Annotated in this window: 14 protein-coding genes; 2 read left to right on the plus strand and 12 right to left on the minus strand. The window is 73.9% G+C overall.

The window, feature by feature from the left end; all coding sequences use genetic code 11:
• Window positions 1-8: 8 nt before the first annotated feature.
• From ACP7BI_RS12750 to ACP7BI_RS12765, 4 genes are read right to left on the minus strand one after another with little or no spacing between them, the layout of a single operon-like run.
• Window positions 9-758: a pseudouridine synthase gene (locus ACP7BI_RS12750; protein WP_425846914.1), complete on the minus strand. Its 750-nt coding sequence runs from the start codon at window positions 756-758 to the stop codon at window positions 9-11.
• Window positions 755-1,387, minus strand: a complete 633-nt coding sequence (gene scpB, locus ACP7BI_RS12755) for an SMC-Scp complex subunit ScpB (RefSeq protein ID WP_425846916.1) — start codon at window positions 1,385-1,387, stop codon at window positions 755-757. The genes ACP7BI_RS12750 and scpB overlap by 4 nt, the downstream gene beginning before the upstream one ends.
• Window positions 1,374-2,222: a segregation and condensation protein A gene (locus ACP7BI_RS12760; protein WP_425846919.1), complete on the minus strand. Its 849-nt coding sequence runs from the start codon at window positions 2,220-2,222 to the stop codon at window positions 1,374-1,376. Before ACP7BI_RS12760 ends, scpB begins: the two co-directional genes overlap by 14 nt.
• Window positions 2,206-3,084, minus strand: coding sequence for a ParA family protein (locus tag ACP7BI_RS12765; RefSeq protein ID WP_425846922.1), 879 nt, complete (start codon window positions 3,082-3,084; stop codon window positions 2,206-2,208). Before ACP7BI_RS12765 ends, ACP7BI_RS12760 begins: the two co-directional genes overlap by 17 nt.
• A 282-nt stretch (window positions 3,085-3,366) precedes the next feature.
• Between ACP7BI_RS12765 and ACP7BI_RS12770 the strand changes: the two genes are divergently transcribed.
• Window positions 3,367-3,837, plus strand: coding sequence for a GNAT family N-acetyltransferase (locus ACP7BI_RS12770; RefSeq protein ID WP_425846925.1), 471 nt, complete (start codon window positions 3,367-3,369; stop codon window positions 3,835-3,837).
• A 4-nt stretch (window positions 3,838-3,841) separates the two neighbouring features.
• Here ACP7BI_RS12770 and xerD read toward each other — a convergent pair whose 3' ends face one another.
• Genes xerD through ACP7BI_RS12810 form a run of 8 tightly spaced genes read right to left on the minus strand, consistent with a single transcriptional unit; the run spans window position 3,842 to window position 11,588 of the window.
• Entirely contained in the window at window positions 3,842-4,738 is an 897-nt protein-coding gene (xerD, locus tag ACP7BI_RS12775) for a site-specific tyrosine recombinase XerD (RefSeq protein WP_425846928.1), read from the minus strand.
• Window positions 4,739-4,748: 10 nt separating this feature from the next.
• On the minus strand, window positions 4,749-5,363 hold the full coding sequence (locus tag ACP7BI_RS12780; RefSeq protein WP_425846930.1) for an NUDIX domain-containing protein: 615 nt from the start codon (window positions 5,361-5,363) through the stop codon (window positions 4,749-4,751).
• On the minus strand, window positions 5,363-7,063 hold the full coding sequence (locus tag ACP7BI_RS12785) for a CTP synthase (RefSeq protein WP_425846933.1): 1,701 nt from the start codon (window positions 7,061-7,063) through the stop codon (window positions 5,363-5,365). The genes ACP7BI_RS12780 and ACP7BI_RS12785 overlap by 1 nt, the downstream gene beginning before the upstream one ends.
• Before the next feature lie 11 nt (window positions 7,064-7,074).
• The gene (recN, locus tag ACP7BI_RS12790) at window positions 7,075-8,769 is read right to left on the minus strand and encodes a DNA repair protein RecN (protein ID WP_425846936.1); all 1,695 of its coding nucleotides are present in this window, start codon (window positions 8,767-8,769) and stop codon (window positions 7,075-7,077) included.
• Window positions 8,766-9,686 carry an NAD kinase gene (locus ACP7BI_RS12795; protein ID WP_425846938.1) on the minus strand — a complete coding sequence of 307 codons (921 nt, stop codon included), beginning with the start codon at window positions 9,684-9,686 and terminating at the stop codon, window positions 8,766-8,768. The genes recN and ACP7BI_RS12795 overlap by 4 nt, the downstream gene beginning before the upstream one ends.
• Window positions 9,683-10,471: a TlyA family RNA methyltransferase gene (locus ACP7BI_RS12800; protein ID WP_425846940.1), complete on the minus strand. Its 789-nt coding sequence runs from the start codon at window positions 10,469-10,471 to the stop codon at window positions 9,683-9,685. Before ACP7BI_RS12800 ends, ACP7BI_RS12795 begins: the two co-directional genes overlap by 4 nt.
• 5 nt (window positions 10,472-10,476) lie before the next feature.
• Window positions 10,477-10,602 (minus strand): hypothetical protein, encoded by a 126-nt coding sequence (locus ACP7BI_RS12805; protein ID WP_021011834.1) that lies wholly within the window; start codon window positions 10,600-10,602, stop codon window positions 10,477-10,479.
• A complete protein-coding gene (locus ACP7BI_RS12810; protein WP_425846943.1) occupies window positions 10,599-11,588 on the minus strand; it encodes an NAD-dependent epimerase/dehydratase family protein in 990 nt (329 codons plus the stop codon). The genes ACP7BI_RS12805 and ACP7BI_RS12810 overlap by 4 nt, the downstream gene beginning before the upstream one ends.
• Window positions 11,589-11,610: 22 nt before the next feature.
• On the opposite strand from ACP7BI_RS12810, the gene ACP7BI_RS12815 reads away from it, so the two are divergent.
• Window positions 11,611-11,805: a hypothetical protein gene (locus tag ACP7BI_RS12815; RefSeq protein ID WP_425846945.1), complete on the plus strand. Its 195-nt coding sequence runs from the start codon at window positions 11,611-11,613 to the stop codon at window positions 11,803-11,805.
• Window positions 11,806-11,925 lie beyond the last annotated feature (120 nt).

The raw sequence follows: 11,925 nt of genomic DNA on the forward strand, positions 1-11,925 counted from the left end.
GCGGCGGTTCAGCGCTCGGACCTCGCGAGGGTGAGGATGGCGCCTCGCTCCATGCTAGTGAGTTCGCGCACGCGGCCCGACCGGAGGGTGCCGAGGTGGAGCGGACCGAACGAGCGCCGCACGAGCTCGACGACCGGATGGCCGACGTGGTCGAGCATGCGCCGCACGATGCGGTTGCGGCCCGAGTGCAGGGTGAGCTCGATCATCGAGTGCCCCTGGGAGGGGCGGCCGACGAGCCGAGCCGCGTCGGCGTGGATCTCGCCGTCGTCGAGCTCGAAGCCGTCGAGCAGCCGGCGGATGACGCGCTGGTCGGCGACGCCCCGCACCTTCGCGACGTACGTCTTCTCGACCCCGAACGAGGGGTGCGCGAGCACGTGCGCGAGCTCGCCGTCGTTCGTGAGCAGCAGCAGCCCCGAGGTGTCGGCGTCGAGCCGGCCGACGTTGTAGACGCGCTCCCCCACCTCGTCGGCGAACTCGCGCAGGTCGCGCCGCCCCTGCTCGTCGCGCATGGTCGAGACGACGCCGGTGGGCTTGTTGAGCATGAGGTAGCGCTTCGAGACGTCGAGCTGCACGGCGGTGCCGTCGACGCTCACGCGGGCGTCGGGGCGGATGCGCGTGCCGAGCTCGGTGACGACCCTCCCGTCGACCTCGATGCGGCCGGCGACGATCATGTCCTCGACGACGCGGCGGCTCGCGACGCCCGCGGCCGCGAGCACCTTCTGCAGGCGCTCGCCCTCGGCCTTGGTCGGATCGGTCATGCGAGCACGTCCTCCTCGCCGTCGGGCAGCAGCGGGCTGATCGGCGGCAGCTCGTCGAGCGAGTTGAGGCCCAGCTGGCTCAGCAGCAGCTCGCTCGTCTCGTAGTGGATCGCGCCGGTCTCGGAGTCGGCGAACGCCTCCCGGATGAGCCCGCGGCCGAGCAGCGTGCGCACGACCGAGTCGACGTTCACGGCGCGGATCGCCGCGACCGCGCCGCGCGTGATCGGCTGCTTGTAGGCGATGACCGCGAGCGTCTCGAGCGCGGCTTGCGAGAGCCGCGTGGGCGTCTGGGTGAGCACGAAGTCGGCCGCGTCGGCGTCGTACGCCTCGCGCACGTAGATGCGCCAGCCGCCGCCGACCTCGCGCAGCTCGAAGCCGCGCTCGGGGCCGGCGGGACGGTCCCCGACCTGCTGGCCGTCGTAGTCGGCGCGGAGCGCCTCGATCGCCGCCTTGACCGCCTTCACCGGCGCCTGCAGCGCGGTCGCGAGGTGCACGGCGCCCTGCGGCTCGTCGGCGACCATGAGGATGGCCTCGATGCGGCGCTCGAGCGGCAGGTGCGCACGGCCCCGAGCACCCGCGTCGTCCACGCGCGCGTCGTCGGTCAGTGCATCCGTCTCAGGCATGGTCATAGTCTGCCCCCAAGCTCACGAGGTCCTCGTCGCGGAAGTCGTGGCCGGTCCAGCTGATCGAGAGCTCGCCGAGCGGCTCGACCTGCTCGAACGTGATCGCGGCGTGCCGGTAGAGCTCGAGCACGGCGAGGAACCGAGCGACGATGACGCCGCGCGTCGCCTCGCCTGCGATGAGCTCGCGGAAGGTCGTCGTGCCCGCGGAGCGGAGCGTCGCGACGATGTGGGCGGCCTGCTCGCGGATCGATACGAGCGGCGCGTGCAGGTGGCCGAGGCCGACGGTCGGGATCTCCTTCGGCGTGAGCGCGAGGAGCGCGAGCGCGGCGAAGTCGTCGGGCGAGAGCGTCCACGTGAGCTCGGGCACGCGCTGCCGGAAGCGCTCCTCGAGCCGCACCGAGCGCGCGTGGCGACCGCTCTCGGCCGTGATGCGCTCCTCCATCCACGCTGCTGCCTGCTTGAACGCGCGGTACTGCAGCAAGCGAGCGAAGAGCAGGTCGCGCGCCTCGAGCAGCGCGACGTCCTCGCTGTCGACGACGTCGCCAGCGGGCAGGAGCGACGCGATCTTGAGGTCGAGCAGCGTCGCCGCGACGACGATGAACTCGCTCGCCTGCTCGAGCTCCTCCTGGGTGTCGAGCGTGCGCACGTAGGCGATGAACTCATCCGTCACGCGCGAGAGCGCGATCTCGGTGACGTCCATCGAGCGGTTGCCGATGAGCGTCAGCAGCAGGTCGAAGGGGCCGTCGAAGTTGTCGAGCGCGAGGCGGAAGCCGCGCCGCTCCTCGTCGGCGGCCGACTCCCCGGCTGCCTCGGGCGCGACCGGTTCAGGCGATGGCGCCACGGTGGATCAGCTCGCGGGCGAGCTGGCGGTAGACCTCCGCTGCGCTGTGCTCGGGGGCGAACTGCGTCACCGGCACCCCGGCGACGGATGCGTCGGGGAACTTCACCGTGCGGCGCACGACGGTCTCGAGCACGGTCTCGCCGAACGCATCCACGACCCGCTCCATGACCTCGCGCGCGTGGAGCGTGCGGGCGTCGTACATCGTGACGAGGATGCCGTCGAGCTGCAGGGCGGGGTTCAGGCGGTCCTGCACCTTGTCGATCGTCTCCTTCAGGAGCGCGACGCCGCGGAGGGCGAAGAACTCGCTCTCGAGCGGGATGAGCACGCCGTGCGCGGCGGTGAGCGCGTTGACCGTCAGCAGGCCGAGCGAGGGCTGGCAGTCGACGAGGATGAGGTCGTAGTCGTCGGCGACCTTGCGGAGCACGCGCGCGAGGATCTGCTCGCGGGCGACCTCGTTGACGAGGTGCACCTCGGCGGCCGAGAGGTCGATGTTCGCGGGGATGACGTCGAGGCCCGGGGTGCTCGTCTGCTGGATCGCCTCGCGCGGGTCGAGGCGCGGGTTCAGCAGCAGGTCGTAGATCGTCGTCGCGTCGTGGTTGTCGACGCCGAGGCCGGCCGAGAGCGCGCCTTGCGGGTCGAAGTCGACGGCGAGCACCCGGCGGCCGTACTCGGCGACCGCGGCACCGAGGTTGATCGAGGTCGTCGTCTTGCCGACCCCGCCCTTCTGGTTGCACATCGTGATGATGCGCGCCGGGCCGTGGCTCGGCAGCGGCGCCGGCACCGGGAAGTCGCGCGCGGGACGCCCGGTCGGCCCGAGCGCGGGCGCCTCCAGGCCGGTCAGGGTCTCGCTGCTCGTGCTCATGGCTCCGAGTCTAGGAACGCGGCGCGCCTCCGCCCCGCAGGCGGGGACGGCGTGTATCTCAACCTCTGGTTGAGGCTGAGCGGGCCGCGAGCGCGGCTCCGCCAGGCTGGCGTTCCGGTCGACGGCGTATCGGTCAGCGCGCACCGACGCCCCGGCGACAGGGGCGCTTCGGCCGCGCGGGGGCGGGCGTGCCCGCCCCCGTCGGGCGCAAGCGCACCCGGCGGCGGATGCATCGGCGGCGGATGCATCGGCGGCGCGGGCGGCGAGTGCGACGATGGGCGCATGGACGTCGAGGTGCGGGTGGCGGCGGATGCGGAGCTCGAGGCGGTCGCGGAGCTCCGTTGGCGGTGGGTGCGGGAGTCGGGCGACGGGCCGCTGCCCGAGCGGAGCGCGTACGCGGCGGAGGCGGCCGCGTGGGCTCGCGCGCACGCCGGCTCGCACGTGCCGATCGTCGCGATCGCGGGCGGCGAGGTCGTCGGCATGGCGTGGCTCGCGATCCAGCCGCGAGTGCCGACGCCGCTCTCGTTCGAGCGCCGCTCTGGCGACCTGCAGAGCTGCTACGTCGTGCCCGAGCGGCGCGCCGCGGGCATCGGCCGGCGGCTCGCCGAGGCGGTGCTCGACGAGGCCCGGCGGCGCGGGCTCGAGCACGTGACCGTGCACGCGAGCCGCGACTCGATCCCGGTCTACGAGCGCGCGGGCTTCCGCGCGAACCCGCGATCGCTGTGGGCGGAGGGAGCCGAGCCCGAGCGGTAGCCGCTCAGCGGGCGCGCGGGTGCGCGGTCGTGTACATGTCGCGGAGCGTGTCGGCCGTGACGTGCGTGTAGATCTGCGTCGTCGCGACCGATGCGTGACCGAGCAGCTCCTGCACGACGCGCACGTCGGCCCCGCCCTCGAGCAAGTGGGTCGCGAACGAGTGGCGGAACGTGTGCGGCGAGACGTGCTCGACGCCCGCCTCGTCGGCGACGCGCTGGATGATCTCCCACGCCGCCTGGCGGCTGAGCCGCCCGCCGCGCGCGCCGAGCAGCAGCGCCGGTCCCCCGCGGCCCTTCGCGGCGAGCGCGGGCCGGCCTCGCACGAGCCACGCCTCGACCGCCTCGCGTGCGAACGAGCCGACCGGCACGAGCCGCTGCTTCGCGCCCTTGCCTGTGACGCGCACGAGCCCGTGCTCGCTCGCGAGGTCGTCGACGTCGAGCCCGAGCACCTCCGAGATGCGCGCGCCGGTCGCGTAGAGCAGCTCGAGCAGCGCCCGATCGCGCAGGCCCGCCGGGTCGTCGCCGCTCGGCGTCTCGAGCAGCCGCTGCATCTGCGAGACCGAGATGCCCTTCGGCAGCCGCTGCGGCAGCTTCGGCGGCCGCTCGTCGCGCGTGACGTCCTCGCTCGCGACGCGCTCGTCGACGAGCCAGCGGTGCAGCGCCTTGACCGCCGAGAGGTGGCGCGCGACGGAGGAGGCGGCGAGCCCGCGATCCGCGAGGGCCGATCGGAAGGCGGCGACGTCCGCGCGCACGATCGCCGACGCATCCGTCACGCCGCGCGCCTCGAGCACGGCGACGTAGCCCGCGAGGTCGCGACGGTAGGCGGCGACGGTGTGCGCCGAGAGGCCCCGCTCGATGGCGAGCTGCCGCAGCAGCCGGTCGACCGCGACCGCCGGTGACACGGTCACAGCGTCACGGCCGGTGCGCGGGGTGCCAGTCGAACGGCGCGTCGACCGCGTGCGGCTCGGCGCCCCGCGCGCGCATGGCGTGGAGCGCGAGCACGGCAGACAGGAGCGTCGCGTTGTGCAGCCGCATCGCGAGCGCCGCCTCGACGACCTCCTCGAGCGGCACCCAGCGGCGCTCCATCGCGGCCTCCTCGTGGACGCGCGCGTGCTGCTCCGGCAGCTCCCGCACGTCGGTCGCGAGGTAGACGCGGATGATCTCGGTCGAGCCGCCGCCCGACGGCGAGAGGTCGACGAGCGTGCGCCACGAGCCGGCCTCGAGGTCGGTCTCCTCGGCGAGCTCGCGCTGCGCGGCGACGAGCGGGTCCTCCCCGTCGACGTCGAGCAGGCCCGCGGGCAGCTCCCACAGCGTGCCGCCCGCCGGGTGGCGGTACTGGTGCACGAGCATGACCTCGCCCAGCTCGTTCAGCGCCGCGACCGCGACCGCGCCGGGGTGCACGATGACCTCGCGCACGATCCGCTCGCCGCCGAGCTCGAACTCCTGCCGCTCGACATCCCAGATGCGCCCCGAGAACAGCTGCTCGCCCGCGAGCACCGGCTGCCGCCCGAGCGCGTCCTCGAGCATCAGGGGGTCTCGATCGACTCGTCGGTCTCGTCGAAGAGCTTCGAGGCGCGCTGCCGGTCGAGGGCGGCCGCGACGAGGCCGCGGAAGAGCGGATGCGCGCGGTTGGGCCGGCTGCGGAGCTCCGGGTGGGCCTGGGTGGCGATGTAGAACGGGTGGCCGGGCATCTCGACGTACTCGACGAGGTGGCCGTCGGGCGAGGTGCCGCTGAACCAGAGCCCCGCCTCGGCGATCTGCTCGCGGTAGGCGTTGTTGACCTCGTAGCGGTGGCGGTGGCGCTCCTCGGCGGAGTCGGCGCCGTAGAGCTGCGCGGCGAGCGACCCCTCGGCGAGCTTCGCCTCGTAGATGCCGAGCCGCATCGTGCCGCCGAGGTCGCCGCCGTGGATGTGCTGCTCCTGCTCGGCCATCGTCGCGATGACCGGCGCCGGGGTGTCGACGTCGAACTCGGTCGAGGAGGCGCCCTCGATGCCGGCGAGGTTCCGCGCGGCCTCGATCACCATGCACTGCAGGCCGAGGCAGATGCCGAGCGTGGGGATCTCGTTCTCGCGCGTGAACTTCAGCGCGCCGAGCTTGCCCTCGATGCCGCGGATGCCGAAGCCGCCGGGCACGACGATCCCGTCGAGCTCGCCGAGCTGGGCGGCCGCGCCCTCCGGGGTCTCGCAGTCGTCGGAGCGGATCCAGCGCAGGTTGACCTTCGTCTGGTTCGCGAAGCCGCCGGCCTTGACCGCCTCGGTCACCGACAGGTACGCATCCGGGAGGTCGATGTACTTGCCGACGAGGCCGATCGTGACCTCGTGCTTCGGGTTGTGCACGCCGTCGAGCACGGGCTGCCAGCGCGACCAGTCGATCTCGCCCGCCGTGAGGCCGAGCTGCTCGATGATGTAGGCGTCGAGGCCCTGCTCGGTGAGCATGCTCGGGATGTCGTAGATCGAGGGCTTGTCGATCGCGTTGACGACCGCGCGCTCCTCGACGTCGCACATGAGCGCGATCTTCTTGCGGTTCGACTCGCTCACCGGCCGGTCGCTGCGCAGCACGAGCGCGTCGGGCTGGATGCCGATCGAGCGCAGCGTCGCGACGGAGTGCTGCGTCGGCTTCGTCTTCTGCTCGCCGGAGGCGCCGAGGAACGGCACGAGCGAGACGTGCACGAAGAAGACGTTCTGGCGGCCGAGCTCGTGGCGGATCTGGCGCGCCGACTCGATGAACGGCTGCGACTCGATGTCGCCGACCGTGCCGCCGATCTCGGTGATGATGACGTCGGGCTGCGGGTCCTGCTCGGACTGCAGCCGCATGCGGCGCTTGATCTCGTCGGAGATGTGCGGGATGACCTGCACGGTGTCGCCGAGGTACTCGCCGCGGCGCTCGCGCTCGATGACGCGCGAGTAGATCTGGCCGGTGGTGACGTTCGCCGCCTGCGAGAGGTCGACGTCGAGGAAGCGCTCGTAGTGGCCGATGTCGAGGTCGGTCTCGGCCCCGTCGTCGGTCACGAACACCTCGCCGTGCTGGAACGGGTTCATCGTGCCCGGGTCGACGTTGAGGTACGGGTCGAGCTTCTGCATCACGACGTGCAGGCCGCGCGCGGTCAGCAGGTTGCCGAGCGACGCGGCGGTGAGCCCCTTGCCGAGGGAGGAGACGACACCGCCCGTGACGAAGATCTGCTTGGTCACCTTGGCCGACGTGTCGGTCCCGTTCGCACTGAGGTCCACGGGCTTCGAGCCTAACCCACCGCGCCCGAGTCTTCGAGCAACTCGCGGGCATGGGCGAGCGCGGTCTCGGATGCGCTGCCGGAGAGCATGCGGGCGAGCTCGGCCAGTCGCTCCTCGCCCTCGACCGGGGCGACCTGCGAGGCCGTGATGCGGCCGTCGGTGCCCTTCTCGACCCGCACGTGGTGCTCGGCGAAGGCCGCGACCTGCGCGAGGTGCGTGACGACGATCACCTGGCAGTGCTGCGCGAGCCGCGCGAGCCGCCGGCCGATCTCGGTCGCGGCGGCGCCGCCGACGCCCGCGTCGACCTCGTCGAAGACCATGGTGGGCACGCTCTCGTCGGCGAGCGCGACCTCGATCGCGAGCATGATGCGGCTGAGCTCGCCGCCCGACGCGCCGCGCTGGATGGGTCGCGGCTCGGCGCCCGGGTGGGGCGCGAGCAGCATCGTCACGCGGTCGCGCCCGGCCGGGCCGAGCGCGTCGGCCTGCGCGACCTCGACGACGAGCCGCGCGTTCGGCATCGCGAGCGCGCGGAGCTCCTCCCCCACCGCCGCCTCGAGCCGCCCCGCCGCATCGCGCCGCAGCGCGCTCAACCGGTCGGCGAGCGCCGTCGCCGTCTCGAGGTGCCTGGCTTGCTCTGCCTCGAGCCGCTCGAGCTCCGCCTCGTCGCCCTCGAGCTCCGCGAGCCGCAGCGCGGCGCCGGGCGCCGCCTCGAGCGCCTCGTCGAGCGGACGGCCGAGCCGGCGCTCGAGCCCCGAGAGCTCGGCGCGCCGCTGCTGCACCTCGTCGAGGCTCCGCTCTGGCCGCTCGAGGTCGTCGAGCGCCGTGACGATCGACGCCGACGCCTCCTGCAGCAGCGCATCCGCCTGCACGAGCAGCTCGAGCGCCTCCGCGAGCGCCGCGTCGTCGCCCGCGGCGCGCTCGACGAGCCGGCGCGCCTGGCCCGCGAGGGTCACCGCGTCCGGCACGTCGTCGTCGTTCGAGAGCGCCTGGTGCGCCTCGCCGAGGTCGGCGCGCAGCGACTCCGCGTGCTCGAGCCGGTGCGCGAGCGCCGCGAGCTCGTCCTGCTCCCCCGGCTGGGGGTCGACGGCCTCGAGCTCCTCGAGCTCCTCGCGGATGCGCGTCGCCTCGGCGGCGCGGGCGTCGTGCTCGGCGCGGATGCGCTCGGCCGTCTCGCGCGCGTCGCTCCAGGCCGCGTGGGCGGCCCGGTACTCGGCGAGCAGCTCCTGCAGCGCGGCTCCGGCCGCGCGGTCGAGCGCCGCCGCCTGCGCCTCGGCGGAGCGCAGCCGCTGCTGGTCGGATTGCCCGTGCACGGCGACGAGCCGGTCGGCGAGCTCGCGCAGCAGCCCCGCCGGCACGGCGGCGCCGCCGGCCTGTGCGCGCGAGCGCGCGGTCGCGTCGGGCGTGCGGGTGAGCGCCCGCCCGAGGATGAGCTCGCCGTCGTCGACCGTGCCGCCCGCGTCCTCGACGAGACCCACCGCATCCGCGTCGTCGACGATCCACACGCCCTGCACGGCCGCGCGCTCCTCGCCCGAGCGGATGACGCCCGCGTCGGCGCGCTCGCCGCGCAGCAGCGCGAGCGCCTGCACGACCATCGTCTTGCCCGCGCCCGTCTCGCCCGTGATGGCGGTGAAGCCGGGACCGATCGGCACGCGCGCGTCGTCGATGACGCCGAGCGAGCGGATCGTCAGCTCGTCGAGGCGCGTCACTGCCGCTTCCGCCGGAATCCCTCCACCGGCAGGTGGAACTTCGCGACGAGCCGGTCGGCGAACGGCGCCTTCGACAGGCGAGCGAGCCGCAGCGGCTTCGCGTCGCGCGTCGCCTCGACGCGCGAGCCCTGCGGCAGGTCGAACGAGCGGCGCGAGTCGCACCACAGCACCGCCGGGTGTGTCGAGTCCTCGGCGATCGTGACCGCCATCGTCGACGTCGGCGCGACGACGAGCGGCCGGGTGAAGAGCGCGTGCGCGCCGAGCGGCACGAGCAGCAGCACCTCGGCGGTCGGCCAGACGATCGGGCCGCCGGCGGAGAAGGAGTAGGCGGTCGAGCCCGTCGGGGTCGACAGCAGCACCGCGTCGGTGCCGAACGACGACACCGCTCGGCTGTCGATCTCGAGCAGCGTCGTGATCATGCGGCCCGAGCCCGACTTCTCGATCGCGGCCTCGTTGACCGCCCACGTCTCGTGCACGAGCTCGTCGCCGCGGAAGACGCGCACGCACAGCGTGAGCCGCTGCTCGACCGCGTAGTCGCGCAGCAGCGCCCGCTCGACGACCTCGGCCGACTCGGCGACCTCCGCCTCGGCGAGGAAGCCGACGTGGCCGAGGTTGATGCCGAGCAGCGGCGCGTCGAGCTCGCGCTGCAGCTCGGCCGCACGCAGGATCGTGCCGTCGCCGCCGAGCGTCATGATGAGCTCGATCTCGAGGCGCCTCTCGCGGTCCCAGCCCTCCACCGCGGTGAGCGCCGGCTCCGCCTCGAGCAGCACGGGCCGGTCGTCGCTGAGCACGACGGGCGTCACGCCCGCCGCGAGCAGCCGACGCGCGATCGTGACGGCGCTCTCGACCGCCTCGGCGCGGCCGGGGTGGAACGCGAGCAGGAAGCGGCGCTCCGCCACATCCCCTGCCTCGTTCACCGCGCCTCCTTCGACAGCCGCACGCACTCGTCCAGCCATTCTGTCGGATTCGACCCGACGCTCGCCGAGAGGTGCGCGAGGTACTCGAGGTTGCCGCGCGCGCCCACGATCGGGCTGCCGATGAGACCCGCGGTGCCGAGCCCCGCATCCCACGCCGCCCACAGCACGCGCTCGATCGCCTGCGCGCGCAGCGCCGGGTCGGTCACGATGCCCTCGCGCACGCCCGTGCGCCCCACCTCGAACTGCGGCTTGATGAGCACGACGAAGTCGGCACCGGTCGCGGCGACGCCGACGAGCGGCCCGATCGCGAGCGCGAGCGAGATGAACGAGAGGTCGGCGGTCACGAGGCTCGGCGCGGGCGCGATCGAGCCCGGCTCGAGGTCGCGCACGTTGCGCCCCTCGAGCAGGGTGACCGGATGCCTCGACACGTCGAGCTGGAACTGGCCGTGCCCGACGTCGAGGGCCGTGACGTGCCGAGCGCCGCGCGCGAGCAGCACCTGGGTGAAGCCGCCCGTCGACGCGCCCGCGTCGAGCGCGTCGCGACCCGACGCATCCACCCCGAAGGCGTCGAGCGCCGCGATGAGCTTGTGCGCCGCGCGCGACACCCACGCGTCGGTCTCGGAGACGGCGATCTCGGCCCCGGCCGGCACCTTCTGGCTCGCCTTCACGACGCCTCGGCCGTCGACCGAGACGAGCCCGGCGGCGATGCGCTGCTGCGCCTGGCTGCGGCTGCGCGCGAGGCCGCGCTCGACGAGCGCCTGATCGAGCCGGATGGCGTCAGCCACGCGGGTCAACCACGGACTGCCCCGAGCTCGGCCTGCAGCCGGTCGTGGATGCGGGCCAGCTGGTCGGCGCGCTCCTCGAGCGGCTGCTGCTCGAGCAGCTCGAGCTCGTCGAGGAGGTGCTCTTCCGTCATGTCGTCGAGGCTAGCGAATCGATGACCTCCAGCTCGTCGGCGCGCGAGAGCCTGTTGGCGCTCGGCCGGTCGAGGCCGCGCCCCTGCTCGTCGGCGAGCACGTCGGTGAGCATGCCCTCGAGCGGGCGGTGCTCGCCGCCCGCCGCGCGGTAGCGGGCGCTCGAGCGCTGCGCGTGCGGCTCGAGCGAGGCGGGCAGCGTGAGCGGCAGCGCGCGCGGCCCGGCCCAGTGGCCGACGTCGGCCGCCTCGAGCTGCTCGTCGGTGGCGAGCACGAGCTCGCCCGTGTGACCGGCGATGCCGCGCGCGGTCTCGATGAGCGCGTGCAGCCGCCGCTCGGCGCCCACGGCGTTGACGACGCCGTCGATCGCGGGGGCGCGGTCGACGAGGAACGCGGCGAGGTCGCGCACGTCGATCGTCTGGGTCGCCTGGTCGCGCGCCGGCACGAGCACGGGACCGTCGGCCGCGAGGGCGAGCCGCGCGACCCAGTGGCCGAAGCGGTCGCTGCCGTCGCCGGGCCCGCCGATGAGCCCGGGGCGCACGACGAGGAGCCGGGCGCCGAGCCGCTCGCGGGCGACGCGCTCGATCCACGCCTTCGCGCCGCCGTAGTCCTCCTCCGACGCCGACTCCGGCACGAGGTCGTCGTCCTCGTCGGCGCCGACGGGCGCCTCCAGGCGCTGCGCGGAGACCGACGACACGAACGTCCAGTGCGCCGCGCGATCCGCGAGCGCGTCGAGCGCACTGCGCGCGTGCCGCGGGATGCGGGTGACGTCGACGACCTCGTCCCACTCCCCCGAGAGCCCGTCGTACGCATCCGGCGCATCTCGATCGGCCCGCTCGAGCCGCGCACCGTCGGGCGCTGTGCCCGACTCGCCGCGCGCGAGGCACGTGACGTCGGCGCCGCGCTCGACGTGACCCCGCGCGATCGCGCGGCCGAGCCACTGCGTGCCGCCGAGCACCAGCACCCGCCGGGGATCCGTCTCGCTCATGGCGTCACGCTAGCGTCACGGCGTGACCCTCCGAGCCGCCGACGTGCCGCCGCCGGGCACCCGAGCGCCCGACGCGATCGCCGCGATCCCCGCCGTGTCGATCGTCTCGCCGGCGGGACGCCGCTCCCCCGCCGCGGCCGCGGCTGCGCTCGGTGCGGGGCTGCGCGCGATGCACGCGATCGACGCCGCGTCGTGCCCCTTCCCCGCGCCGGACTAGGTGTACCCGGTCATGACCTTGGTGCATCGGGTGGTGGCGTGAGGAGGACCCCCGCGGGTTGAGTGGAGTTGTTCAACCCTTCACCGACCAACGGAGGTCCTCGTGTCCCACGCTAACGCT

This window comes from Agrococcus sp. TSP3-2-1 (assembly GCF_049897585.1).
GTDB lineage: Bacteria > Actinomycetota > Actinomycetes > Actinomycetales > Microbacteriaceae > Agrococcus.

What these genes read in the sequence shown, in the direction of transcription:
- scpB (WP_425846916.1), bottom strand. Translation starts at nt 1,387, where the DNA reads ATGACCATGCCTGAGACGGATGCACTGACCGACGACGCGCGCGTGGAC.
- ACP7BI_RS12805 (WP_021011834.1), bottom strand. Translation starts at nt 10,602, where the DNA reads ATGACGGAAGAGCACCTCCTCGACGAGCTCGAGCTGCTCGAGCAGCAG.
- ACP7BI_RS12810 (WP_425846943.1), bottom strand. Translation starts at nt 11,588, where the DNA reads ATGAGCGAGACGGATCCCCGGCGGGTGCTGGTGCTCGGCGGCACGCAG.
- ACP7BI_RS12765 (WP_425846922.1), bottom strand. Translation starts at nt 3,084, where the DNA reads ATGAGCACGAGCAGCGAGACCCTGACCGGCCTGGAGGCGCCCGCGCTC.
- ACP7BI_RS12750 (WP_425846914.1), bottom strand. Translation starts at nt 758, where the DNA reads ATGACCGATCCGACCAAGGCCGAGGGCGAGCGCCTGCAGAAGGTGCTC.
- ACP7BI_RS12780 (WP_425846930.1), bottom strand. Translation starts at nt 5,363, where the DNA reads ATGCTCGAGGACGCGCTCGGGCGGCAGCCGGTGCTCGCGGGCGAGCAG.
- ACP7BI_RS12770 (WP_425846925.1), top strand. Translation starts at nt 3,367, where the DNA reads ATGGACGTCGAGGTGCGGGTGGCGGCGGATGCGGAGCTCGAGGCGGTC.